Source organism: Flavobacterium sp. 270, assembly GCF_004368785.1.
Taxonomy (GTDB): Bacteria; Bacteroidota; Bacteroidia; order Flavobacteriales; family Flavobacteriaceae; genus Flavobacterium.
The window spans coordinates 1,288,908-1,312,796 of sequence record NZ_SODM01000001.1 but is presented as its reverse complement, the minus strand read 5'-3'; the positions used below and the strand labels follow the sequence as shown (position 1 = coordinate 1,312,796).

Below are 23,889 nucleotides of genomic sequence, written 5' to 3'. Positions count from 1 at the left end.
AATATGATAAAAATACAGATTCATTTTAAAAATTATGATTTGGCAGTTCCTGTAATTAGAGAAATAAAAACAGATTATATTGTTTTTTCGAAAATGAATAGGAGTAAAGAAAATGGTTTGCTTTTAACCATTGAAATTGACGAACAAAATCTTAATTCTCATTTAGAATTAATAGAAAGTTTTCAATTAGAAACATATTATAACATTTAAGAACTTGTAACACTCTAACTTTTGATAATATGAACGCTTATCTTGATAATAATATTATAATTGACATTGAACAGAATAATATTACTACAGAAATTTTAATTAATAATGTAGACGCTAATATTAATAAAATTTTTTATTCACATGCTCATTTACAGGAGGCGAATGAAATTAAAGGAAGTACTGAAGAAATTAAAAGCAGGCTGCAACAACGTTTTAGAACAATTACTGAGATAACTAACAATAACTATTTATTTCATGAATTGGATTCTAAAATTGTGTATAAACAAGTTGAAAAACCTTCTGTAGTTTATCAAACTATCAAAGATGTAGAATTTGCTCAAGACATGATGAAAGTAATGGTAAATAACATTAGTGAAGAGCAAAAAAATGTTTTCAGAAATCAATTAGGCATAGATGTAACAAAATTAAATAATTATAATCCAGCTGAAGTTGTTGAACAGATTAATGAGAAAAAAGAAGCATTTGGAGGTTTCTCACTACTAGGATTAATTGACCATGCAGTTGCCCAATTTCCAAATAATGACAACTTTGGCTTGCATAATAAATTTGGGGGAGTTTTTGAATTGTTGGATTTAATCGGGTACTGGAAAGATAAATACAATGAAAAATCTAATTATGCGAGATTATGGGATTCCAACCATGCTTACTTTAGTTCATTTTGTGATTATTTTATTTCAGATGATAAACGCACAAGAAATAAAGCAAATGTTGCTTTTCACGTTTTTGATATAAAAACTCAAGCAATTTCTTCTAAAGGGCAAAGGTAATTCATTGTGAATGTAAAAATATACTGTTTAGAACTATTAATAAAATAATTTATGATTGAAAAATTAGTTGATGAAAGAAATTCTGATTTATGGAATTTGTTAAATGATAAATTTGATATATCTATTGATAAATCTGATAATAGGGAGTACGGTGTTTATGTAAAAGGGAATAAAGCAATAATTTATATTGATTATAAAAATATTTGCTCCAATTCATTTACTCATGAATTATTACATATTTATTTGAGTCATAAAGAATTTTATCTATCATCATCACTAAAATTAACTATTGCGCAAAACGCAACATTAGGAAGATTATTATCATACAATCTATTAGAGCATATCGGAAACTGTCTTGAACATTTAAAGATGTTTGAAATTTATAATTCTTTAGGTTTTATTGAGGATAAATTTTTGCTAGATTATGATGATTTTAAATGTAACGATAACGAATTGAATGAATTAAAAAAGTATTATCGAATCGGAGGAACGATAAATTTTAGCGTTGTTGATTTTTATATTGGTAAATTAGTAGCTATTTTATGTGATACAAATAAAAAGCATAACTATACTTTTGTTTTAAAAACTTTGCAAGAGCTCGATAATAATTTGTTTAATATTGTTTTAAGCTTAGTTGAGAGAACAAAGAAATATGACTTAGAAAATAAAGATATATTTGTTTCTTACAGAGATATTTCCACTAGTTTTTATGAAGAGTTAGTAGATTGGTTAAAATCAAATCAAATTGCTTAAAGAATTATCCAGATTTATTTCAAAAAGCTTGAATTTACATTTATAAAATAGAATTATGAACTCTTTTTTTAATTTACAATTTGGAAATTTTAGTCAAAGCACACCTAACTGGTTTGATTGGTTCTCATTAATAAGTTCCTTATTAGTAAGTGGGTTAAGCATTTTTTTTGCTTTTAAACTTGCTGAAAAAGTTTATCAAAAAGAAAAGTCAGATAAAAATTTTGAAGATTCAGAAATTCAAAACTCTGAAGTGGCACTTTTTAAAAATAGTCTAATTGAATTAAATAGCTCAATTGAAAAGCAAATTACAGATTTAGAAACGTATAATGCTAACAGAGATTTTAAATTAGTATTTCATCCTGATATTCAGGTAGATTTTTTGCAGTTTATAGACATAAAGTACCTGTACAAAAAGATTGGATTTTCTAATATTGAAGCTATAAAGAAAATAAACAATTTAATGACATTGTTATATACGCTTTATGATTTCAGGGAATCTTTACGAGATGAATTTAGAACCTATATGAAAAAATATAATTATCATGAGGCTAAGTTTTATCAATATCGTCAACTTTTATACACTAAATATTATTCAATTTGTCATCATCGAGCTGAGGTCGAACTTTCTGAGGAAGGAGATAGGAAAAAATGGAAGTTTAATGGTGATGATGAATTCATTATTAGATACTCAGAATTAATAGATAAGATTTCAAATGACAATTCGATTATGGATAGTTCAGGTCTAAAAGATAGAGCTAAATTAAATAGTGAATTTGTTGTTCCGCTCATTAAGATAGCTTACGAATACGTGCCAGAAGATTTAGATGCCATACAAGTAAATGAAATTGGAAATGAAGTTAATTCAGCATTGCTAGACATGGAATTAGTCACGGAAAAACATTTTACTGTAATCCATTCGTACTTGCATAATTTAAAAAATACTAGCACTAAAATCAAGGAATTTCTATTGGTAATTTAGTTTTATATTCAAAATGTAGTTAGGTCTGAAAGTTTAATTTTTTTTTGAATATATTGACTATATGTTGACTAAAATATTTATAATATCTAGTAAAATAAGGATTAATCAGTATAGAAGGAATATGTAATATTTATTTTTATAATTTTTTGAAACGCATTCAATTAGCTTTTAAAGTTAATTGAATGCGTTTTTTAATTTAATTATTTTTAAATTCTTCTATTTGAATATAATAATATCTTAAATCCTTATATATTTACTTTCGTAAACCAATAAATAATTAACCACAACCTGAATGAAAACAAAACTACTCTTATTACTTTTAATATTTGTAATTGCAAAAACTGATGCCCAACAGCAGATTTATTCCTTTAATAGCCTTACTCCTCTAAGATTTATTGAATATAAGGATAATATTTTCTTTTTAAGCGGCAACGATGATACAGGGCGTGAGTTATGGAAAAGTGACGGAACCACGGGAGGTACTTCTCTTGTTAAAGATATATATCCCGGAAAAGAGAATGGCGGTCAGGATTTACTAAAAAAACGTTCTGCAATTTTAAATGATAAATTATTTTTTATCGGAAAAGATGAAACCTCTGATGGTGAAATATGGAAAACAGATGGTACAGCAAGCGGAACGATAAAAGTAACAAATTTTCTAAAAGGAAGGGTTTGGACGATTACTGCTGTAGGAAATTCAATTTATTTTTTACTTAAAACAGAAAATATATTACAAGTTTGGAAAACCGACGGAAGTTCGGAAGGTACTGTATTAGTAAAAGATAATTTACCAATATGGAACGAGGTAACTTTTGAAGGAAAATGTAATAATACTTTTATTTTTACATTCCAACCTTATCTTAGTAACAACTCAAGGGTCTGGAGAAGTGACGGAACAGCTGATGGAACATTTGCTATAACTGGAGAAATAGATGGAAATGGATCAGGGCCAGGAGGTACATCAGCATTATCTCAGTATATTGAAAATGGAGATAAGTTGTATTTTGTAAGCAGGTATTCTTTATTTGAGACAGATGGAACTTTAAATAACACAAAAGCTATTTCAAGTTTATGGAATGCACAAGCTACTTTGGTGAATTATAGTACTGTTATAAAAGTAGATAATAATCTCTATTTTTTATTTTTTGCGGCAGATAACTATAGAATCGAAATTTGGAGATATAATTTAGAAAATAAAAATACCTCAGTAGTCTATTCTGGTTTTGGTTCTAAATATTTTTTCCCTTCAAATGCAGTAAAATCGGATAATTCATTACTTTTCTGTGGTCCAAATAATACTGGAGGTACTTCTTTGCTTTCTATGGATTTAAATAATTATTCGATAGCTGCTTTACAAGAACTTTCTCCAGCAGCACCAAGACCTTTTATATTTTTTGAAGACTTTAATGTTGCAACTATTTATCCAATTAATAATAATGATTATTTTATTACTTCGGCAGTAGATGAAAAATATGAAAGGAAAGGATGGATATTTAATAAAGATAAGCACACAGCAGAAAATATTAGCGCGCTCAACAATGTATGGGATGCAATTGTTTATAAAAATAATTTGTATTATGGAAAAGATAATGTTTTTTGGAAATATGCAAACAATTTGAGCACAGTATCAATTGATAAACAACCCCTTTTATCAGTATATCCGAATCCTTCTTCTGATTTTGTAAACATTAATACAAATAATGATTACACTATTGAAAGCGCTCAGGTTTTTGATTTAAACGGAAAGCTTGTAAGTAATATATCAGATTACAAAAATAATAAAGTTGATATATCACGCTTACCAAATGGTATTTATAATATGCAAATTAAGGTTAATGGAAGTTATTCCGTAAATAAAAAGATTATAAAAAAATAATACCCAACAAGAATATAAAAAACTTTATAATTGATCTGCCCGCTAGCGCGAGCGTCCCGCTCGTGCACGCAAAGATTGACTTACCTTTTGAAAAATAAAATAAAAATAAATAATCGATTTAGATTGCGTTCACGAGCGGGACGCTCACGCCAGCTGCGAAAATGAATAATTTAAAATGGTTCAATAAATTTAAAAATCTAGAATTTGGAATTAATTTACCAAGTTCTATAAAAGAAATTAAGGAGGTAGAGAGAATAATTAATTTTGGCTTTTCAGAAGAATTAATTCAATTGTATTTATTGATGAATGGACAAAATACAAGAGAATACACAAATCAACATTTATGTTATTTACTTCCTATGAATGAAATTAAAGAAATCTATATTTCTTTAGATAAAAATGACTTCATTCCAATAGTCGATTATGCTTTTGGATGCGATTATGTTGGCTTTATTAGAAATAGAGAAGGAATATTCTTTTATGAGGGTAGTTTATTATATGGTGAGTATTATAAGGCATATGATACTATTGAAGATTTTTTTGAATGGGCTTATAAATAAGCTATGTATTTATAAATATTCTCATGCTGGGGCTAGCGTCCCGCTAGCATGAAAATATTTTAGTCTTATATGTTACAGAAAAGTAGTTTAAATATTTTATACCTTTAATACTCAAATATTTTTCATTGTAAGAGAAAATAATTTCTGAAATATGTAGTTAATTCAAACACACAATTAAACACTAAAAAGTATGAAAAAGCTATCTTTAATTTTGATTTTACTGTTTCAAATCCACACTACTTTTGGATACAGCCAAAGTGTAGATCCTTCTTCAAAAAAAATTATTGGAACATGGTATAATAATGCAAACCGAAGTATAAAATGGATGTTTACTCAGGATGGAAAGGTTTACAGTTATAACAAGGATATTTTTGCAGTAACGTATAAATATACGATCTCACATAGCTGTGGAAATAATTCTGATGATACTATTGAATACTTAACTTTAATGGACAAAGATGGAGATGAATTCTGTTTTAAAATAAATGGAATTGATGAAAATAAGAACGGAATTTTGTCCATGACCAATATGAGTAATATGGAAGCGCTTACGTTTGTTAACAAAATATAGTAATTACAAACAAATTTTAATATGTCTAGTTTGCGTCGCTGGCGCGAGCGTCCCGCTCGTGCACGCAAAGATTGGCTTATGTGAATAATTAAGTAGAATAGTGGTTAAAAAGATTAGAAATAAATATTTGATTTAGATTGCGTTCACGAGCGCTAGCATGAGAAAATAGATTATTGGAAACACTTGTACAATTAAGACAATCAATAAAATGAAAAAAACAATTCTCTACTTTCTGCTTCTCATTATTATACTTTTTAGTTTAAAAATACTTTTAGATAATTCTAAAAAAATAGAAATAATTAAATCCAAGAAAGAGGATAAAGAAACAGCATTAAAACTTTCAAAAAGAGTTCAAGAAATAAAAAAGCTAATTGCAAGTGGTTCTGGTTACGATAAGAAAATTGCTTTTTTTATAGACATGAAAATTATGTCCGGAAGAAATCGATTTTTTGTTTATGATTTGCAAAAAGATAAAATTATAGACGAAGGTTTGGTTGCTCATGGTTTTGGTTCGGAAACTAAATTTGAAGGAGAATTAAAATTTAGTAATGTTAATGACTCCAAATGTACTTCATTAGGAAAATATTACATAGGTTATAGTTATAACGGACAATTTGGAAAAGCTTATAAACTCTATGGTTTAGACAAAACAAATGATAATGCTTTTTTGAGGAATATTGTTTTGCATAAATACAGTAAAGTTCCGTACGAAGAACAAATCAATCCGATTTGTTTAAGTTATGGTTGTCCGATGGTAAATGAAAAATATTATGCGAGAATCGAAAAAATAATTGATAATTCGAATAAAAAGATTGTTTTGGATATTTATTATTAATGTACCAAATCCCTGTTTAAACTATAATATCTTAAATAAAAAAAGACAGCACTAAGAAAATAGGCTGTCTTTTACTTTTTTGGGCAAAAAAGGCGGTTAGCGACGAAAACCTGGACTCTCGTTCACTGACTCGTCTAGTTTTACTGTTTTAACTTTTTTAGCAGCAACATTAATTTCATGTTTTACTACTTTGTCATTTTCTTTTACTTCTAATGTATAAGTTCCGGCTGGAAAACCTTCTAAACTTATAGTTTTTGAAATCTCTAATTTGTTAGACGCATCGCCTGTGTACAACAAATTATTGTTTTCATCATAAATAGAAAAAATAGATTTTTCGATGTTGTTCAATGTAAAAGTCATTACTTTTCCATTTCCGGTTTTTATATTCAAAATATAATCCCCTTTTCCATCCATTGCGTAGGTTAAAATAGTAGTCAAAAATACGGCGGCTACTAAGCCCAATTTGGTGAATTTTGTCATGTTTTTTTAAATTGTTTTTAATTGTTTTTAAGTGTTATTTATTAAAGTGGAACGCGTAAAACTACAAATAGAAATTTAAATTTTGTGCAAAAAAACAGGTTTTTTAAACCTATAAGTTGCTGAAATGAAACTCTTTCGGTGCTTTATTTGTGCTATGTACGTAAATACTGGGCTGGTGGATGTTTTTTTTTGAAACATTTTTTTTTGCAATAAAATCACCACTTTAAAATTTATTAAGAATAATTTTCGATAAATTAATTTTCTAACAATTTTAACTTAAAATTGGGCATAAAAAAACAGCTCTATAACCGTAAAAGAGCTGTTCTTAATGACATTTTTTTTCGACTTTTTAAACTTTTTAGCGAACTGCTACGCTTGAATTTTTTGCAAAATCAGATTTGTAAACAGAAGAAATTGCTTTTCTTGATAAAACTGTAGCATTATCAGTAACTGTAATTTCGTGTCTCACTTTTTTTACATTATCTTCAACTTCTAAGAAGTAAGTTCCTTCTGGAAATTCTTCTAAGCTAAAAGTTCTCAGGATTCCATCTTTACCAGTTGCACTTTCAGAGTAAAGTAAAACTCCGTCTTTGTCGTAAATTGCTAAGTTTGCTTTTTTAACTTGGTTTAAAGCAAAAGTTATCAGCTTACCATTTCCTTCTTGTAACACTTGAACGTTAAAATCTCCGTTCCCGCCAATTGCATAAGTACTCATTCCTGAAAAAAGTACAGCACATACTAAACTTAATTTTAAATTCTTTTTCATGGCATTCAGTTTTTAAATTAATTGTTCTAATTCTCTGATGCTAAATTACTTCAGAAGTTGAATTTTCTACACATCTCTATTTTCTTATTTCGATGCTATATTCTCATTTACGAAACCGTTATAGGTTAAAATTTAAATTATATCTATCGTTTTGGTTAAAATGGTAATTATATTTTAATGTTTCGTGTAGTTTAAGTATTTGTAAAATATTCTATATTTCTTACAATTTGTTAAAGATTTAGAAAAGTGACTCGAATAGTTTTTTTTACTACAAAGAGCGCTAAGGTTTCACAAGATTCGCAAAGTTTATAAAAGCTTTGCAAACCTTTGCGTTTTTCATTTGCGCTTTGCGGTTAAATAATACATTGAGTATAGAGCAAAAAAAACAGCTCAATAACCACAAAGAGCTGTTTTTAAAACTTTAAAAGTTTTTAAACTTACTAACTATCTAACCTCACTTTTATACTGTATGCAGTATAACTTTTTTAGCGTACTGCTACGCCAGTATTTCCAGCAAAACCTGCTTTATAAACAGATGAAACCGCTTTTCTTGATAAAACAGAAGCATCATCAGAAATTGTAATTTCGTGTCTTACTGTTTTTGTATTGTCTTCAACTTCTAAATAATAAGTTCCTTCTGGAAATTCTTCTAAATTAAAAGTTCTTAAAATTCCATCTTTACCCGAAGCTTTTTCAGAATAAATTAGAGATCCGTCTTTATCATAAATAGATAGGTCTGCTTTTTGCAATTTGTTAAGTGCGAAAGTGATCACTTTTCCATCCATTTTAATTACATGAAGATTAAAATCTTCATTTCCATCAATTGCATAAGTACTTATTCCTGAAAAAAGTACAGCACATACTAAACTCAATCTAACAATCTTTTTCATGGCATTCAGTTTTTAAATTAATAGTTCTAATTCTCTGATGCTAAATTACTTCTGAAATGGATATTTCTGCACAACACAATTTTCCAATTTGTGTGCTATATTCTCATTTACGAAACCGTTATAGGTTAAAATTTAAATATAATTAATCGTTTTTGTTAAATTCACCTATTATTATTTAATGTTTCTTCTAGTTTAATGTATTGTAAAATCTTCCGTATTTCTTACAATTTGTTAAAGATTTAGAAAAGTAAAATGTATTATTTAACCACAAAGAGCGCTAAGATTTTCAGAAAGGTTCGCAAAGTTTATAAAAGCTTTGCCGAACCTTTATGTTTTTTCCTTGCGCTCTTTGCGGTTAAATAAATACGTTCAGTATAGAGCAAAAAAAAACAGCTCAATAACCACAAAGAGCTGTTTTTAAAACTTTAAAAGTTTTTAAACTTACTAACTATCTAACCTCACTTTTATACTGTATTACGAGTATAAACTTTTTTAGCGTACTGCTACGCCAGTATTTTTAGCAGCATCTGTATAAACAGATGATACAGCTTGTCTTGATAACACAGAATTGTTTTCGTCAACAGTGATTTCGTATTTTACTTTTTTAGTAGCATCAGTAACTTCTAAGAAATAAGTTCCTTCTGGAAATTCTTCTAAACTAAAAGTTCTTAAGATTCCGTCTTTACCAGTAGCATTTTCAGAATAAATCAAATTTCCTTTGCTGTCATAAATGCTTAAACTTGCTTTTTGAGTTTGATTAAGAGCAAACGTAATTATTCTGCCTTCACCTTTTAATACATGAAGGTTAAAATCGTTGCCACCATCAATTGCATAAGTACTTAATCCTGATAAAAGCACCGCGCATACTAAACTTAATTTTATAATCTTTTTCATAATTCTCTATGTTTAAATTTTTAGTTCATTTTTCTGATGTAAAATTACTTCGGAAATCCATTTTTCAGCACAACTCAATTTTCCAATTTATGTGCTATATTCTCATTTACGAAACCGTTATAGGTTAAAATTTGAATTATTTGAGGTGTTTTTGTTAATTGAGATACTATTTTTCAATGTTTTGCAGAAAATGAGATTCTGTTAAAAAGTCTTTCTTTCTTACAAAAAATGGGGTATATGTATAAAAACTGCAGATTAAATACGATTAATAAAAAAAATACAGGATAAAAAAATGATACTCAAAAAAAACCTCGGTTTTGGTGTTAATTTCACAGAAATAAAATCTCAGTTTTAATGATTTATTCTCATTTACGAAACCGTTATAGGTTAAAATTTAAATTATTTTAGGTGTTTTTGTTAAATTTGCTATTATATTTTAAAGATTTTATCATGAAGACTATTGCCCCTGCTCTTGAAGTGATATCTAATTCATACGGAAGTTCTTTTACCTACACTAAACACGCAGAAAAAACCAATAGTAAAGCTCATTTATGGCATTATCATCCTGAAATTGAGCTGGTTTATATAAATGGCGGGGCAGGAAAAAGACAAATAGGAAGCCATGTTTCTTATTACACCAACGGAAGTTTGCTTTTGATAGGTTCTAATTTACCCCATTGTGGTTTTACAAATGAACAAACAGGAAATAAAAATGAAATTGTTATTCATATTAAACCTGAATTTTTAGGAAACGATTTTTTAGTAGTTCCCGAAATGAAAAAGGTTCAAAATGTTTTGAGTCAGGCAAAAGCAGGAATTGCTTTTGGAGGCGAAACTAAAAAGAAAATCGGAAAGAAAATCGAGATGATGGAAAACCAACTTCCGTTTGAACGTTTGATGACCTTGTTGAGTATTCTTGACGAATTAGATTCCTCAGAAGAGTATACGCTTCTAAATGCGGATGGTTTTTCGTTAGAATTACAGACACAAGACAACGATAGAATAAATGTCATTTTTAATTATGTTAAGGATCATTTTCAGGAATCGATAGCTTTAGATGAGGTTTCGAATCTGGTGAGTATGACTACGCCGTCGTTCTGCCGTTATTTTAAGAAAATCTCTAATAAGACTTTTACTGAATTTGTAAACGAATATCGTTTGGTTCACGCCTCAAAACTTTTGGCAGAAAAACCAATAAGCATAAATGAAGTTTGCTTTGAAAGTGGTTTTAATAATTTTAGCCACTTTAGTAAATCCTTTAAACAATATACCGGTAAAAGCGCTTCGCAATACCGTCACGAACACAAGATTACTATTAAGTAATGTGAGTTCTAAATTTATATGTTTTGTTTCGTTTTATTGATTATTTTTAATCCAGATTTAACAAAACCAAACAAAACATATGAATTTAATAAAAACCACTGTTCTGGTTCTTTCAATTACAGCTTTTACAAGCTGTAGTAAAAAAGAAACTGCATTTTCAGATCCTTTAATCACTAATCGTGATACAACTGTAAGCCCGGCGCAAGATTTTTTTAATTATGCCAATGGCGGCTGGTTTAAGAAAAACCCAATTTTAAATACCGACAGCAGTAATGGTATCATGCGAATTATTACAGATACTATTAATTCTCAAATAAAAAATATCTGCGAAAAATCTGCTTTAGATAAAGATGCTGCAAAAGGCACTAATAAACAAAAAATCGGTGATTTTTACGCGTCTGGTATGGACACAATCGCGATAGAAAAAGCGGGTCTTTCTCCTCTTAATGCAGAATTAAAAAAGATTGAAGAAATAAAAGATGTTCAAAGTCTTGTAGCTGGTATTGCACATTTACAAACTGTTGGCGCAAGTCCTGCTTATTCTTTTTACGTAACCCAAGACGATAAAATTAGTACCAAATATGCTGTGTTCTTTACTCAAGGCGGTTTAGGAATGGGGCAAAGGGATTTTTACCTTGAAAAAGACAAAAGAAATGTCACTATCAGAGATGCATATTCGACTCATTTAAAAACCATTATGAGATCGATGGGAGAAGATGAAGCGACAGCTTCAAAAAATGCTGCGGGAATTTTAAAACTAGAAACGGAGCTTGCAAATGCTTCAAGAAAGTTAGAAGCGCTGCGTGATCCTTTAAAAAATTATAATAAACTTACCGTAGATCAATTTAATAAACAAACTCCAAATATAGATTGGAAAAAAACACTGGCAGTTTTAGGCGTTCCTAAAGCCGATACTGTTATTGTAGGACAGCCTGAATTTTTTGCAGCATTTAATACTTTATTAAAAAGCTACACTACAGAAGAATGGAAAACGTATCTTAAATGGAACCTAATAAATTCATATGCTTCTTTTTTAAATAAAGATATCGAAAAAGCAGATTTTAAATTCTTCTCTACCGTAATGAATGGTGTGAGTACACAAAAACCACGTTGGAAAAGAGTTGTTAACCAAACCGATACTTCTTTAGGCGAATTAGTAGGTCAGGTTTATGTAGCGGAATATATGCCAAAAGGTGTAAAAGAAAAACTAGAAGAAATTGGTACAAATGTTCGCGATGTATTTGCAGAGCACATTAAAAAATTGGATTGGATGAGTGATGCTACAAAAGAAAAAGCACTCAAAAAATTAAGCAAAATTGTAATGAAATTAGGTTATCCTGATAAATGGAAAGATATGAGCAGTCTTACAATTGATCGTAAATCGTACTGTGCCAATGTAATGAGTGCCAACAGCTGGGACTATCAAGATATGATTCATAAATTTGGAAAACCAGTTGACAGAACAGAATGGCACATGTATCCTCAAACGTACAATGCATATTATAACCCAAGTAACAACGAAATTGTAATTCCGGCTTGTAATATTATTGTGCCAGGTTATGAAGGCCGTATGCCAGACGATGCAGTATTGTACGGTATTATTGGAGGTTCATTTTTTGGACATGAAATTACGCATGGTTTTGACGATCAGGGAAGTCAATATGATGAAAATGGAAATCTTAATAATTGGTGGACTCCTGAAGATTTGAAAAAATTTAAAGCAAAAACAAAACTAATTGTATCGCAGTATAATAAGTTTGAAGTTCTTGGAAAACATGTAAACGGAGATGCTACTCAAGGAGAAAACATTGCAGATTTAGGCGGAGTTGTTGTGGGCTACGAAGCTTTTAAGAAAACGAAGCAATTTAAAAACAACGAAAAAATCAGCGGATTAACGCCAGATCAACGTTACTTTTTGGCGTATGCTTATTCTTGGATGATCAACAGAAGAGATGAATCTAAGATTACACAAATAACGACAGATGTACATGCTCCAGAACAATTTAGAATCAACGGACCTTTGGCAAATGTTCCTGAATTTTACAAAGCTTTTAATGTAAAAGAAGGTGATAAAATGTACCAGAAAGAAAACGAGAGAGTTGTAATTTGGTAATATCGATTTAGGTTGAAATATAATCCGACTGCTTTTTTCTTTAGGCAGTCGGATTTTTCATATAATTTATTTTGAATATATTTACATTCCTTAATCGAAAAAAAATCAAAATATGAAAACCTTTAAAATTTTAGTATTTGCTTTCTTCTTATGCATTTCCTCAATGTCATACGCAGCAAAAGTAGATACTTTGCAAGTGGCAAGTACAGCTATGGGAAAAACCTATAAAGCTGCGGTTGTTTTACCAAATTCGTATGCTAAAAGTAAAACCACATTTCCAGTGCTGTATTTATTACACGGCGCATACGGACATTTTAGCGATTGGTTAAAAAATACGCCAAACAAAAAATTAGTTCAAACCTTATCAGATCAATACAATATTATTATTGTGATGCCAGAAGGCGAAACGTTCAGTTTTTACTTAGACAGTCCGGTAAATAAAGAAAGTCAGTTCGAAACCTTTATTACACAAGAAGTAATCCAGAAAGTAGATAAAACGTATCGAACCATAAGCAATAGAACCGGAAGAGTAATAACTGGACTTTCTATGGGAGGTCACGGTGCGTTGTATTTGTCGGCAAGACATCCGGATTTATTCTGTGCTGCCGGAAGTATGAGTGGTGCAGTAGATATGGCAGTAATGCTTAACAGAGATTCATCTGCTCAGGTTGTAAAATTAATGCAGCCTGTTTTTGGTGATAAAAGCAGTAATACGGAACTGTACGAGCAAAATGCAGTTTTAGGAATGCTTGACAAATTAAAAGCAAACAAACTTCCTTTAATAATTGACTGCGGAGTTGATGATTTTTTAATTGAACCTAACAGAGAATTGCACAGAAGATTGGTTTATAATAAAGTAGATCACGATTACACAGAACGTCCAGGAGCTCACACTTGGGAATATTGGGAAAATTCACTGCCTTATCATGTACTTTTTTTTAGCAAAATATTGCTTAAGAATCAGGTAGTTGTTAAAAAATAAAGAAAATAATTAAGAAAGAACGGTCAAAAACTTTTTTTGGTTTGGTTTTTGGAATACCTTTATAATACAAATCTTAAAAAAATATATTATGAAAAAGATACTTACATTATTCGCCGTAGTTGGATTGATGGCATTTTCTAGTTGTTCAAATGATGATGGTGGCGATGGCGACACAATAGGTGAAGTTCTAGAGAGAGAAGTAGATTTTAATTCAGCTAATGGTTATGCTGTTTCAATTCCTCTAAGTCCTGCAATTTATACTTCAGATGTGGTTTTGGTATATCATTTATATGCTGTATCTGGCGGAACTGATGTTTGGAGATTAATGCCTCAAACATATTACATGAATGATGGTGGTGCTCTAGATTTTAACTATGATTTTACAATCAATAGAGTTAATGTTTTTCTAGGAGCAGATTTTAATTTAAATACTCTATCTTCAGACTGGACACAAGATCAGGTTTTTAGAATTGTAATTGTTCCAGCTGCTTTTTCAGGAACTGCAAAATCTAGCATTAAAGCTGATTATTCAGATTATAATGCAGTTATCAAAAAATACAATATTGATGACAGTAAAGTTAAAAGAGTAAAACTATAATAATTACTCAAGAAGTATAAAAAAAAGGAGATCATTAGATCTCCTTTTTTATGCTTATATATTTCAAGAAAATTATTCCTGATCTAAATCTGTAAGTTCTTTTTCTTTTCCGAATTTTAGGGAAACCAGAACTCCTACTAAAAGAGATACGGCTATAAACAATAGTGAGCCCCATTCTGGAACTTGGATAAAATCATGCAATAACATTTTTAGTCCAACGAAAGCTAAAATAGCAACTAAACTGTACTCTAAGTAACTGAATTTTGCCAGCATATTTGCCAGGAAGAAATACATAGAACGTAAACCCAGAATAGCAAAAATATTAGAACTAAATACCAAAAACGGATCTGATGTAATAGCAAGAATAGCGGGAACACTATCTACTGCAAAAAGAACATCCATAACCTCAATTACAATTAAAGCAACAAATAAAGGAGTTGCCGCTTTTTTTGCTGTTTTGGTAGAAATGAAAAATTTCTCACCATCTGTCTCAGAAGTAATTGGAATTACTTTTCCAAGTGCTTTGTATATAAAGGAATCTTTTGGGTGAAAATCTTCTTCTTCTCCAGAAAATAACATTTTTACCGCTGTAAAAACTAAGAAGATTCCAAACACATAAGTCGTCCAAGTAAATTTATTAATCAGCATAACTCCAAAGAAAATCATTAAGCCACGGAAAATAATAGCGCCTAAAATTCCCCAGAATAAAACACGATGCTGGTATTTTTGAGGTATTTTGAAAGAAGCAAAAATGATAGCAATGACAAATATATTATCAACACTCAAAGATAATTCGATTAAATAACCTGTAATAAACTTCATAGAAGCTACGGCAGGTTTCAATTGATCTGGATTTGCAATATAATCTGTAGTATAAAGCCAATAAATTACGCCTGAAAAAAGAAAGGATAATGTAACCCAGATCAATGTCCATTTGCTGGCTTCTTTAGTACTAATAATATGCGGCGTTTTATTAAAAACACCTAAATCTAATGCAAGAATAAAAAACACGGCTAATAAAAATAAACCCCAGACAATCATGATATAATTTTTTAGTGATTTACAAAGATAGGTTTTGAAGTTCAACTTAAAAATTAATTATTAGGAAAAAGTTCTCTAATTTTTAAATTGAACGAAGTGAAAATATACATAAGTTATCGACTCTGATCAAACTGATAAACTTTCATACTTAATCGAAACTTCCAAAGTCTGTCACATTGAGCGAAGTCGAAATGCACGCAAGTTCTCGACTCCGCTCGAACTGAGATGTCAAAAAAAAAGTGCTTTCAATTAAGAAAGCACTTTTTGAATATATTGTAAGCTTAAAATTATAGCGCTGAGTTAACAGTTTTGATAATTCTAGCAGCAATTTTGTATGGATCTCCGTTTGAAGCTGGTCTTCTGTCTTCCAACCAACCTTTCCATCCTTTTTGAACAGTCATCAAAGGAATTCTGATTGAACAACCTCTGTCAGATACTCCGTAAGAGAAATCGTGAATAGAAGCAGTTTCGTGTTTACCAGTTAAACGTTGGTCATTGTAAGCTCCGTAAACCGCGATGTGCTCAGCAGTAACAGGACGGAAAGCCTCACAAATTTTTTCGTAAGTAGCTTGGTCTCCACATGTTCTCAATACATTGTTAGAGAAGTTAGCGTGCATACCAGAACCATTCCAGTCTGTATCTCCTAGAGGTTTAGGGTGATATTCGATATAGTAACCATATTTTTCAGTCAAACGATCTAATAAGTATCTAGCAACCCAAATTTCGTCTCCAGCTTTTTTAGCACCTTGAGCGAATAATTGGAATTCCCATTGTCCGCAAGCAACCTCTTGGTTAATACCTTCAAAGTTAATTCCTGCAGCGATACATAAATCAGCATGCTCTTCTACTAATTTTCTTCCGTGAGTGTTTTTTCCACCTACAGAACAGTAGTACATACCTTGTGGTGCAGGGTATCCTCCAACTGGAAATCCAAGTGGAAGCTGTGTTTTAGTATCCATGATGAAATACTCTTGTTCGAAACCAAACCAAAAATCATCATTATCATCATCAATTGTAGCTCTTCCGTTAGAAGGGTGTGGAGTTCCGTCAGCATACATTACTTCTGACATTACTAAGTATCCGTTAATACGAGTTGGATCAGGGTAGATTGCAACTGGAACTAAAAGACAATCTGAAGAACCACCTTCTGCTTGTTTAGTTGACGAACCATCAAATGACCAGTTACCAAGTTCTTCTAATGTTCCTTTGAAATTTTCGTGCTCTTCAACTTTAGTTTTACTTCTAAGATTTTGAGTTGGTTCATATCCATCTAACCAAATGTACTCTAACTTAATTTTAGCCATAATAATATAAATTAATTTTTTTGTTTTTTTCGTTGGGTCAAATATAGATTTAATTTTTCTAGCGGTAAAAAATAGGGGGCTATTTTGTTTAGCGACATATTATTTTTTAGATAAGCGCAATTTTGACAGGGGTATATTTCAAAAAAAGCAATTTTTATAACCTTAAAAAAATAAATTCGTAATAATTTGGTAACTTTTATGCTTTTCTTAAAGAGTATATTACGAAAAATTGTTTGTTTAATGAAGAATAGTACTATAAAATGTTACATTTCTTGAAAACAAATTCATTATTCTTTATAAAAAGCATCTTCTGTTGAAAAATCTTCGCATAAAAATCTAAAATTTAAGTTCAAAACAGGCTTTTTTATTCCTTATATTTGTTGCTGTTTTTTTATAGAAAAATAGTACGAATTTTAAAAATTATATACATGTCAACATTACGTTTCCAAGCTTTACAAGAAGCTGCTACAAGAAAGCCGGTTCATTTTGAAGAAATAGATAGAAAATCTAATCTTTTTGGTTCAAATGTATTTAATGAAAAAGCAATGAAGCAGTATTTAACTTCGGATGCTTTAAAAGGAGTTAGGGATGCCATTCAGCATGGAACTAAAATAGACAGAAAACTGGCAGATTATATTGCTATGGGAATGAAAGAATGGGCTTTAGCAAAAGGTGTTACACATTATACACACTGGTTTCAGCCGCTTACAGGAACAACAGCAGAAAAACACGACGCCTTTTTTGATATATCGTATGACGGAAGTGATCCGGTAGAAAAATTTGGCGGCGCACAATTGGTACAACAAGAGCCAGATGCTTCTAGTTTTCCTAACGGAGGAATTAGAAATACATTCGAAGCCAGAGGTTACACCGCCTGGGATCCAACTTCGCCTGCTTTTATATACGGTACAACTTTATGTATCCCAACTGTATTTATTGCTTATACAGGTGAAGCATTAGACAATAAAATTCCGTTATTGAGAGCTTTATCTGCAATGGACGAAGCAGCGACAGAAGTATGTAAATATTTTGACAAAAACGTAAAAAAAGTAACGGCTACTTTAGGCTGGGAGCAAGAATATTTCCTTATTGATAAAGCTTTAGCCAATTCTCGTCCAGATTTAATGATGACAGGAAGAACTTTATTAGGACACACTTCTGCAAAAGGACAACAACTTGATGATCATTATTTTGGATCAATTCCAACACGTGCTTTAACGTACATGCGTGATTTAGAACAAGAATGTATGTTGTTAGGAATTCCGGTAAAAACGCGTCATAACGAAGTTGCGCCAAACCAGTTTGAGTTAGCGCCAATTTTTGAAGAAACCAATCTTGCAGTGGATCATAACTCTTTATTAATGGATGTAATGCAAAGAGTAGCAGAACGTCATGATTTTAAAGTTTTATTTCACGAAAAACCATTCAAAGGTGTAAACGGTTCTGGAAAACACAACAACTGGTCGCTGGCGACAGATACAGGAGTTAACTTATTGAGTCCGAGTAAAACACCAATGAGTAATTTACAGTTTTTAACTTTCTTTATTAATACTATAAAAGCGGTAAACGATTACGAAACTCTACTAAGAGCGTCTATCGCAACGGCAAGTAACGACCACAGACTTGGAGCAAATGAAGCACCGCCAGCCATTATTTCGGTATTTATTGGAGCACAATTGTCAAAAGTTTTATTAGAATTAGAAAGCGTAACAACAGGAAAACTTTCGCCAGAAGAAAAAACAGATCTAAAACTGAATGTTGTGGGTAAAATTCCAGACGTACTTTTAGACAATACAGACAGAAACAGAACTTCGCCTTTTGCTTTTACAGGAAATAAATTTGAGTTTAGAGCTGTAGGTTCAAACGCAAACTGCTCCAACGCAATGACAACTTTGAATGCAATTGTGGCAAAACAGTTAAAAGACTTTAAAGCAGAAGTAGATACATTAATAGATTCTAAAGACATGAAAAAAGATGATGCCATCTTTAATGTCCTAAGAGAATACATTAAACAATCTAAGAAAATTCTTTTTGAAGGTGACGGTTACAGTGAAGCTTGGGAAAAAGAAGCAGCAAAAAGAGGTTTAAGTAATTTTAAAACTACGCCAGAAGCAATTAAAGCTAAAGTTTCTAAACAAGCTTTGGATCTATTTGCCGAATTAGGAATCTTTAATCATGTAGAAGCAGAGGCGCGCTACGAAATTGAATTGGAAGAATACACTAAAAAAATCCAGATTGAAGGAAGAGTTTTAGGAGATATTTCAAGAAATCATGTAATTCCGACAGCAATTCGTTATCAAAATACATTAATAGAAAATGTAAAAGGATTAAAAGAAATCTTCGGAAAAGAATTTGAAACTATTGCAAAAGAGCAGATTGTACTTATCAAAGAAATTTCTGGTCATATAGAAGGAATCAATTCTAAAGTATTGGCAATGACAAACGAAAGAAGAACAGCCAATCAATTAACAGATGCTCAAAAAATGGCAGAAGCATATTGCAATAAAGTAAAACCTTATTTTGAGGACATTCGTAATCACTGTGATAAATTAGAATTATTGGTTGATGATGAAAGCTGGACGCTAACAAAATACAGAGAATTATTGTTTACCAAGTAACTATAATTTAACATTTCTAAAAAAGCCTGTCTCAAAAGACAGGCTTTTTTTTGTGATTATGCTAAAATAATGGTTTTGAAGTCCTGTATTTGATAATTCTTTACGTTAAAATGCAGCTAAATTTCAATAAGCAGCTAAATTCTGACTTATATTTTTTTACGTTTTAGTAGTTCATCGAGATAGTTTTACATTTCATCGAAAACATACTAAGATATTGTAAAATAGGTATTTATACCTGATTTAATTTTCGGGGAAGTTTTCTAATTTTGAATATGAGATTGAGAAAATAAGCACAGAATTTTATTTTCAAATGAGGTTTAAAAATGCTCCAGATTACTCCCAAATTGCTCCTCCCAAATTGAATGACCTACATAATAATTTGTATTAATAACCAATTAAATATATTTATTATGAAAAAAGTAATTTTAAGCATCTCCGCGATGCTATTTGTAGGTGCAGCATTCGCTCAAGGAAATGTAAGTGATGTAGACCAATTAGGTTTATTAAACGGAGCACTAGTGGTTCAGGTAGGAGCTGCTAATCATTCAGATGTTGACCAAGTCGGAATTGCTAACGTTGCAATTGTAGGACAATATGGAGATGACAACGCATCTACTGTTGGACAGTTAGGAGGAGGAAATGTTGCGGTAGTAACTCAAATTGGAGACAATAACGATTCTAGTATTGCTCAGGGAATTTGGTTCGGAAACCTTGCTGTAACTACTCAAATCGGAGCTTACAACAACTCTGATGTATTACAAGTTGGTAACTTTAATACTGCTACAACCAACCAATTTGGTCTTGCTAATGGCTCTACAACAATTCAATTCGGAAACGACAATACTGCATCTACAGATCAGATCGGATTGTTTAACAATGCCGCTACATTACAAATGGGCTGGGACAACACTTCTAGCATCCAACAATACGGAGCTGGTAACTTTGCTGCTACTGCACAATTTGGAAACGATCATATGAGTACAGTTACTCAGACTGGTTTCTTAAACGGAAGCATAGTGATTCAATCTAACTAAGAAAAAACCAAGAAAAGGAAGAACTTAATCTATTGAGTTCTTCCTTTTTTTAATTCTAATATCATGAAAAATTTAGCCACTTTTATTTCCTTACTAATCAGCGGGATTATATTCTCTCAAGCAATTGATGTGAGTATGAGTGACTATTTATTTAACATCAATGAAACCTACAATCGCAATCAAAATCAAACAGTAAATCAATATATTAAAAGCAGAAATATAGTAACTGTTGCACAAATTGGAAACTACAATCAGGCCAATTTAAACATCATAAGCAACAACGCTTATGTTACTGCACAACAGACAGGCAATAACAACTACATGAATGTCTACAAAAAAGCTGATGAAATTAATCAGTCCTACACACAAACAGGCAATAACAATTATATAAGTGATTTTTCGATGTATTCTCGCGGTCTCACTTCAATGGCAATCAATCAGGATGGCAATAATTTATCGGTAATCAGTACCGGTTCAAATTCAATATCTAAAGATTTAATAATAAATCAAACGGGAAACTCGGGGACCATTTACATATTCAATCGATAGCATCATGAAAAAGTATTTGAACTTACTAATTACTCTTGTTACTATTTTTTTTTCTGAATTAGGATTTTCTCAGGAAGTTCATATAGAAGTAAAAGCGAAGATCGAAACCAAAGTAATCGAGAATTTACTAGCCATTACAGGAACTGCAGAAAACTTAAAATCAGAGTTTAAAAATATATCATACAAATTGACTGTATTCAAAAAAAACAAAAAAAACTCGAATAAATCAAATAACGCACAAGACGGAAGAATCACATTAGAACCCATTCAAAAAGTAGAACTTTCTAAAACACAGGTAAATTTTACACCAGAAGATGAGATTATAATATTGTTATTGATTTATGATGAAAAAAACGAACTGATAGGCAAAGACCGTGTTGTTTTTGGTGAAGATACAGCATCAGATTCCGGAAAATCAATTCCTGTAGATGGAATAGAAATGGTAGGGATTGTAGCCAATGATACCAAGACAAAACTGGGAAACGATTTTTATGATTTTTTTTACGCGCAGTATTCAAAGCTAAAAATTAATACAACAAAAATCGTAACCGTTCAGGAAGAATTGACTTTTGGCAGAACAACAAAAATTACAATTCTGGTAGATGGAGAAATAGTAGAAGAATTTATTTCCCGTCCAGAGGAAGACTTTTTAAAATACATGGCAGAATCTGCTGCATCAAAAGCGTTTAAGTATTTTAAAGACCTCGAAAAACAGAATAAAATAATAACTCAATATTAATAATTGAGAAAGAATTTTTGCCTAAAGCGCCTGCTTTTTTAATGTAGAAAAACAAATAACAGCAATATGAAAAATTTAGCTTCACTATTATGTGTGTTGGGTTTCTGTGCCGTTTCTACAGCACAAGATCTTGCTTATAAACCCATAAATCCGGCTTTTAGCGGCGGAGAAACTTTCAATTATCAATGGATGCTCAGCTCGGCGCAAGCCCAAAATGATTACAAAGAAGATACCACAAACGGATACAAACAGCAGACAGATTTAGAACGTTTTAAAAGCACTTTAAACAATCAATTGCTCAATAGAATTTCAAATTCATTATTTGATAATCAATTTGGAACAAGCACAGGTACTGGAACGGGTACAGGCACAGGAACTGGCACCGGACTTACTCCGGGGAATTATGTTTTTGGGACACTGTCTGTAGATATTTATAATTCTAATTTAGGAATGGTTGTCAATATTTTGGATATAGAAACCGGCGAACAAACACAAGTTATCATACCCGGTAAATAGTTGCAATATTTTCGATTTATATAAAAAGTAAGTTCATGTTTTATTATTAAAAAATATATAATTATGAATAAAAGTCCCCTTTTTCTATTTTTAATAACTTGCCTATTCTCAGGATGCGGCGCTTATTTTAATCAGCCAGTAGGCGTTCAGAAAGCTATTTTTGGAGAAAATACTCCTGCCACTACCAATTTAACAGATATGCCAAAACCAAAAGAGCAGATCGTAGTAGGAGTATATAAATTTAAAGACCAGACAGGGCAATACAAAGCGACAGATGTGGGAAGTACGTTTAGTACCGCAGTTACACAAGGCGCAACTTCTATTTTAATAAAAGCCTTAGGAGACTCAAAATGGTTTATTCCTATAGAACGTGAAAATCTGGGTAATTTATTAAACGAGCGAAATATTATTCGATCTACACGTCAGGAATATGCAGTAAAAGCAGAACCTAATGAAACCGTATTGTCACCGTTACTTTTTGCGGGAGTTTTATTAGAAGGCGGTATTATTTCGTATGATACCAATATTATTACCGGAGGTTTTGGAGCTCGATATTTTGGCGCCGGCGCTTCTACAAGATACAGACAAGATCGCGTAACGGTATATTTAAGATTAGTTTCAACTTCAAACGGAAAAATTCTAAACACCGTTTACGTTTCTAAAACAATTTTATCGCAAAGTATAGACGCTAGTTTATTTCGATATGTAAATCTAAACCGACTTTTAGAAGTAGAAACCGGTTTTACAAGAAACGAACCCATTCAGTTGGCCGTGACAGAAGCTATAGAAAAAGCCGTTCAGGGACTTATAGTAGACGGAATAAAAGAGAAACTTTGGGAAGTAAATGCACCTCAAAGCCAAATAGATGCTTTTGTATCAGAATACGATAAAGAAAAAAGCGAAGCCGATCTGGCACAATTATACGACAGAAATTTAGAAGATAAAAGAGCCCGATTTGCAATAGAAGCCTCTGCAGGAACAGCCATTATACAAGGCGATTACAAAAGTCCGGTGCCAAAGGAGATGATTAGAGGAGCCTTGAAATATTTCTTTACTCCGGCTCTTAATTTAAGTGCTTCAACCAATGCATTCAAAATTCAAAACAAAGGAAGAATAGACAGAGGTTATCTTTCTATGGATCTCAATCTCGAATGTATCATTTTGCCGCGCGATATTCTGAGTCCTTTTGTTTATGGAGGCTACGGTTTTGAATTTAATAATGATTACGAAAACTTTCATAGTAAAATTCAGTTTGGAGGCGGTGTCGAATATATGGCCACGAGACGATTAGGAATAAAATTATACGGCGAATACAATCTGCCTTTTAGTGATAATGTTGATTATATCGTAAACGGAACAAGAGACGATTATTACTGGAGACTTGGTATGGGAATGACGTATTACTTCCCGAAAAATTACAAGCACAAGAAAAAATAAAGACTCCATAAGACAAGAGCCAGTTTTTTAAAC

At 31.2% G+C, this 23,889-nt stretch carries 24 protein-coding genes; 18 read left to right on the top strand and 6 right to left on the bottom strand.

Annotation, left to right across the window (positions count from 1 at the left end; genetic code table 11):
- The first annotated feature begins 3 nt into the window (after positions 1-3).
- The 8 genes from EV144_RS05695 (at position 4) to EV144_RS05660 (ending at position 6,572) form a co-directional block, all read left to right on the top strand.
- Positions 4-210 (top strand): hypothetical protein, encoded by a 207-nt coding sequence (locus EV144_RS05695; RefSeq protein ID WP_134146968.1) that lies wholly within the window; start codon positions 4-6, stop codon positions 208-210.
- A gap of 29 nt (positions 211-239) precedes the next feature.
- The gene (locus EV144_RS05690; RefSeq protein WP_134146967.1) at positions 240-998 is read left to right on the top strand and encodes a hypothetical protein; all 759 of its coding nucleotides are present in this window, start codon (positions 240-242) and stop codon (positions 996-998) included.
- 51 nt (positions 999-1,049) lie between these two features.
- Positions 1,050-1,751, top strand: coding sequence for a hypothetical protein (locus tag EV144_RS05685; protein ID WP_134146965.1), 702 nt, complete (start codon positions 1,050-1,052; stop codon positions 1,749-1,751).
- Positions 1,752-1,806: 55 nt separating this feature from the next.
- Positions 1,807-2,730 (top strand): hypothetical protein, encoded by a 924-nt coding sequence (locus EV144_RS05680; protein ID WP_134146963.1) that lies wholly within the window; start codon positions 1,807-1,809, stop codon positions 2,728-2,730.
- 292 nt (positions 2,731-3,022) lie between these two features.
- Positions 3,023-4,606: a T9SS type A sorting domain-containing protein gene (locus tag EV144_RS05675; protein ID WP_134146962.1), complete on the top strand. Its 1,584-nt coding sequence runs from the start codon at positions 3,023-3,025 to the stop codon at positions 4,604-4,606.
- A 161-nt stretch (positions 4,607-4,767) separates the two neighbouring features.
- On the top strand, positions 4,768-5,166 hold the full coding sequence (locus tag EV144_RS05670; RefSeq protein ID WP_134146960.1) for an SMI1/KNR4 family protein: 399 nt from the start codon (positions 4,768-4,770) through the stop codon (positions 5,164-5,166).
- Between the two features lie 190 nt (positions 5,167-5,356).
- Complete coding sequence (locus tag EV144_RS05665; protein ID WP_134146958.1) at positions 5,357-5,737, top strand: hypothetical protein; 381 nt, start codon at positions 5,357-5,359, stop codon at positions 5,735-5,737.
- Between the two features lie 208 nt (positions 5,738-5,945).
- Entirely contained in the window at positions 5,946-6,572 is a 627-nt protein-coding gene (locus EV144_RS05660) for a murein L,D-transpeptidase catalytic domain-containing protein (RefSeq protein WP_134146956.1), read from the top strand.
- A 96-nt stretch (positions 6,573-6,668) separates the two neighbouring features.
- Here the strand turns inward: EV144_RS05660 and EV144_RS05655 are convergent, their stop codons facing one another.
- The 4 genes from EV144_RS05655 to EV144_RS05640 form a co-directional block, all read right to left on the bottom strand.
- Entirely contained in the window at positions 6,669-7,052 is a 384-nt protein-coding gene (locus EV144_RS05655) for a secretion protein (RefSeq protein WP_134146954.1), read from the bottom strand.
- 358 nt (positions 7,053-7,410) lie between these two features.
- Positions 7,411-7,818, bottom strand: coding sequence for a secretion protein (locus EV144_RS05650; RefSeq protein ID WP_134146952.1), 408 nt, complete (start codon positions 7,816-7,818; stop codon positions 7,411-7,413).
- 485 nt (positions 7,819-8,303) lie between these two features.
- Entirely contained in the window at positions 8,304-8,708 is a 405-nt protein-coding gene (locus tag EV144_RS05645; RefSeq protein ID WP_134146950.1) for a T9SS type A sorting domain-containing protein, read from the bottom strand.
- A 492-nt stretch (positions 8,709-9,200) separates the two neighbouring features.
- Positions 9,201-9,602 (bottom strand): T9SS type A sorting domain-containing protein, encoded by a 402-nt coding sequence (locus EV144_RS05640; RefSeq protein WP_134146949.1) that lies wholly within the window; start codon positions 9,600-9,602, stop codon positions 9,201-9,203.
- A 450-nt stretch (positions 9,603-10,052) separates the two neighbouring features.
- Between EV144_RS05640 and EV144_RS05635 the strand changes: the two genes are divergently transcribed.
- The 4 genes from EV144_RS05635 (at position 10,053) to EV144_RS05620 (ending at position 14,618) form a co-directional block, all read left to right on the top strand.
- Complete coding sequence (locus tag EV144_RS05635) at positions 10,053-10,925, top strand: AraC family transcriptional regulator (RefSeq protein ID WP_134146947.1); 873 nt, start codon at positions 10,053-10,055, stop codon at positions 10,923-10,925.
- A gap of 79 nt (positions 10,926-11,004) precedes the next feature.
- A complete protein-coding gene (locus EV144_RS05630; RefSeq protein ID WP_134146946.1) occupies positions 11,005-13,038 on the top strand; it encodes a M13 family metallopeptidase in 2,034 nt (677 codons plus the stop codon).
- Positions 13,039-13,150: 112 nt separating this feature from the next.
- Positions 13,151-14,020 carry an alpha/beta hydrolase gene (locus EV144_RS05625; RefSeq protein WP_134146944.1) on the top strand — a complete coding sequence of 290 codons (870 nt, stop codon included), beginning with the start codon at positions 13,151-13,153 and terminating at the stop codon, positions 14,018-14,020.
- 88 nt (positions 14,021-14,108) lie between these two features.
- Entirely contained in the window at positions 14,109-14,618 is a 510-nt protein-coding gene (locus EV144_RS05620; protein ID WP_134146942.1) for a hypothetical protein, read from the top strand.
- A 72-nt stretch (positions 14,619-14,690) separates the two neighbouring features.
- Here the strand turns inward: EV144_RS05620 and EV144_RS05615 are convergent, their stop codons facing one another.
- Positions 14,691-15,659: a TerC family protein gene (locus tag EV144_RS05615; RefSeq protein ID WP_134146940.1), complete on the bottom strand. Its 969-nt coding sequence runs from the start codon at positions 15,657-15,659 to the stop codon at positions 14,691-14,693.
- Between the two features lie 287 nt (positions 15,660-15,946).
- Positions 15,947-16,963, bottom strand: a complete 1,017-nt coding sequence (locus tag EV144_RS05610) for a glutamine synthetase beta-grasp domain-containing protein (protein WP_134146938.1) — start codon at positions 16,961-16,963, stop codon at positions 15,947-15,949.
- A gap of 428 nt (positions 16,964-17,391) precedes the next feature.
- Here EV144_RS05610 and EV144_RS05605 point away from each other — a divergent pair, with 428 nt between their 5' ends.
- The 6 genes from EV144_RS05605 to EV144_RS05580 all read left to right on the top strand — a co-directional run bounded on the left by EV144_RS05605 (position 17,392) and on the right by EV144_RS05580 (position 23,856).
- Entirely contained in the window at positions 17,392-19,581 is a 2,190-nt protein-coding gene (locus tag EV144_RS05605) for a glutamine synthetase III (RefSeq protein ID WP_134146936.1), read from the top strand.
- A 410-nt stretch (positions 19,582-19,991) separates the two neighbouring features.
- On the top strand, positions 19,992-20,615 hold the full coding sequence (locus EV144_RS05600) for a hypothetical protein (RefSeq protein WP_166670541.1): 624 nt from the start codon (positions 19,992-19,994) through the stop codon (positions 20,613-20,615).
- Between the two features lie 63 nt (positions 20,616-20,678).
- Complete coding sequence (locus EV144_RS05595) at positions 20,679-21,164, top strand: hypothetical protein (protein ID WP_134146932.1); 486 nt, start codon at positions 20,679-20,681, stop codon at positions 21,162-21,164.
- A 4-nt stretch (positions 21,165-21,168) separates the two neighbouring features.
- Positions 21,169-21,903, top strand: coding sequence for a CsgE family curli-type amyloid fiber assembly protein (locus EV144_RS05590; protein ID WP_134146930.1), 735 nt, complete (start codon positions 21,169-21,171; stop codon positions 21,901-21,903).
- Positions 21,904-21,969: 66 nt separating this feature from the next.
- Positions 21,970-22,419, top strand: coding sequence for a curli assembly protein CsgF (locus tag EV144_RS05585; RefSeq protein WP_134146929.1), 450 nt, complete (start codon positions 21,970-21,972; stop codon positions 22,417-22,419).
- Between the two features lie 63 nt (positions 22,420-22,482).
- A complete protein-coding gene (locus tag EV144_RS05580) occupies positions 22,483-23,856 on the top strand; it encodes a CsgG/HfaB family protein (protein ID WP_134146927.1) in 1,374 nt (457 codons plus the stop codon).
- Positions 23,857-23,889 lie beyond the last annotated feature (33 nt).

What these genes read in the sequence shown, in the direction of transcription:
- EV144_RS05675 (WP_134146962.1), top strand. Translation starts at nt 3,023, where the DNA reads ATGAAAACAAAACTACTCTTATTACTTTTAATATTTGTAATTGCAAAA.
- EV144_RS05660 (WP_134146956.1), top strand. Translation starts at nt 5,946, where the DNA reads ATGAAAAAAACAATTCTCTACTTTCTGCTTCTCATTATTATACTTTTT.
- EV144_RS05620 (WP_134146942.1), top strand. Translation starts at nt 14,109, where the DNA reads ATGAAAAAGATACTTACATTATTCGCCGTAGTTGGATTGATGGCATTT.
- EV144_RS05595 (WP_134146932.1), top strand. Translation starts at nt 20,679, where the DNA reads ATGAAAAATTTAGCCACTTTTATTTCCTTACTAATCAGCGGGATTATA.
- EV144_RS05655 (WP_134146954.1), bottom strand. Translation starts at nt 7,052, where the DNA reads ATGACAAAATTCACCAAATTGGGCTTAGTAGCCGCCGTATTTTTGACT.
- EV144_RS05640 (WP_134146949.1), bottom strand. Translation starts at nt 9,602, where the DNA reads ATGAAAAAGATTATAAAATTAAGTTTAGTATGCGCGGTGCTTTTATCA.
- EV144_RS05615 (WP_134146940.1), bottom strand. Translation starts at nt 15,659, where the DNA reads ATGATTGTCTGGGGTTTATTTTTATTAGCCGTGTTTTTTATTCTTGCA.
- EV144_RS05645 (WP_134146950.1), bottom strand. Translation starts at nt 8,708, where the DNA reads ATGAAAAAGATTGTTAGATTGAGTTTAGTATGTGCTGTACTTTTTTCA.
- EV144_RS05580 (WP_134146927.1), top strand. Translation starts at nt 22,483, where the DNA reads ATGAATAAAAGTCCCCTTTTTCTATTTTTAATAACTTGCCTATTCTCA.
- EV144_RS05605 (WP_134146936.1), top strand. Translation starts at nt 17,392, where the DNA reads ATGTCAACATTACGTTTCCAAGCTTTACAAGAAGCTGCTACAAGAAAG.
- EV144_RS05625 (WP_134146944.1), top strand. Translation starts at nt 13,151, where the DNA reads ATGAAAACCTTTAAAATTTTAGTATTTGCTTTCTTCTTATGCATTTCC.
- EV144_RS05665 (WP_134146958.1), top strand. Translation starts at nt 5,357, where the DNA reads ATGAAAAAGCTATCTTTAATTTTGATTTTACTGTTTCAAATCCACACT.
- EV144_RS05690 (WP_134146967.1), top strand. Translation starts at nt 240, where the DNA reads ATGAACGCTTATCTTGATAATAATATTATAATTGACATTGAACAGAAT.
- EV144_RS05670 (WP_134146960.1), top strand. Translation starts at nt 4,768, where the DNA reads ATGAATAATTTAAAATGGTTCAATAAATTTAAAAATCTAGAATTTGGA.
- EV144_RS05600 (WP_166670541.1), top strand. Translation starts at nt 19,992, where the DNA reads ATGAAAAAAGTAATTTTAAGCATCTCCGCGATGCTATTTGTAGGTGCA.
- EV144_RS05590 (WP_134146930.1), top strand. Translation starts at nt 21,169, where the DNA reads ATGAAAAAGTATTTGAACTTACTAATTACTCTTGTTACTATTTTTTTT.
- EV144_RS05680 (WP_134146963.1), top strand. Translation starts at nt 1,807, where the DNA reads ATGAACTCTTTTTTTAATTTACAATTTGGAAATTTTAGTCAAAGCACA.
- EV144_RS05610 (WP_134146938.1), bottom strand. Translation starts at nt 16,963, where the DNA reads ATGGCTAAAATTAAGTTAGAGTACATTTGGTTAGATGGATATGAACCA.
- EV144_RS05695 (WP_134146968.1), top strand. Translation starts at nt 4, where the DNA reads ATGATAAAAATACAGATTCATTTTAAAAATTATGATTTGGCAGTTCCT.
- EV144_RS05635 (WP_134146947.1), top strand. Translation starts at nt 10,053, where the DNA reads ATGAAGACTATTGCCCCTGCTCTTGAAGTGATATCTAATTCATACGGA.
- EV144_RS05650 (WP_134146952.1), bottom strand. Translation starts at nt 7,818, where the DNA reads ATGAAAAAGAATTTAAAATTAAGTTTAGTATGTGCTGTACTTTTTTCA.
- EV144_RS05685 (WP_134146965.1), top strand. Translation starts at nt 1,050, where the DNA reads ATGATTGAAAAATTAGTTGATGAAAGAAATTCTGATTTATGGAATTTG.
- EV144_RS05630 (WP_134146946.1), top strand. Translation starts at nt 11,005, where the DNA reads ATGAATTTAATAAAAACCACTGTTCTGGTTCTTTCAATTACAGCTTTT.
- EV144_RS05585 (WP_134146929.1), top strand. Translation starts at nt 21,970, where the DNA reads ATGAAAAATTTAGCTTCACTATTATGTGTGTTGGGTTTCTGTGCCGTT.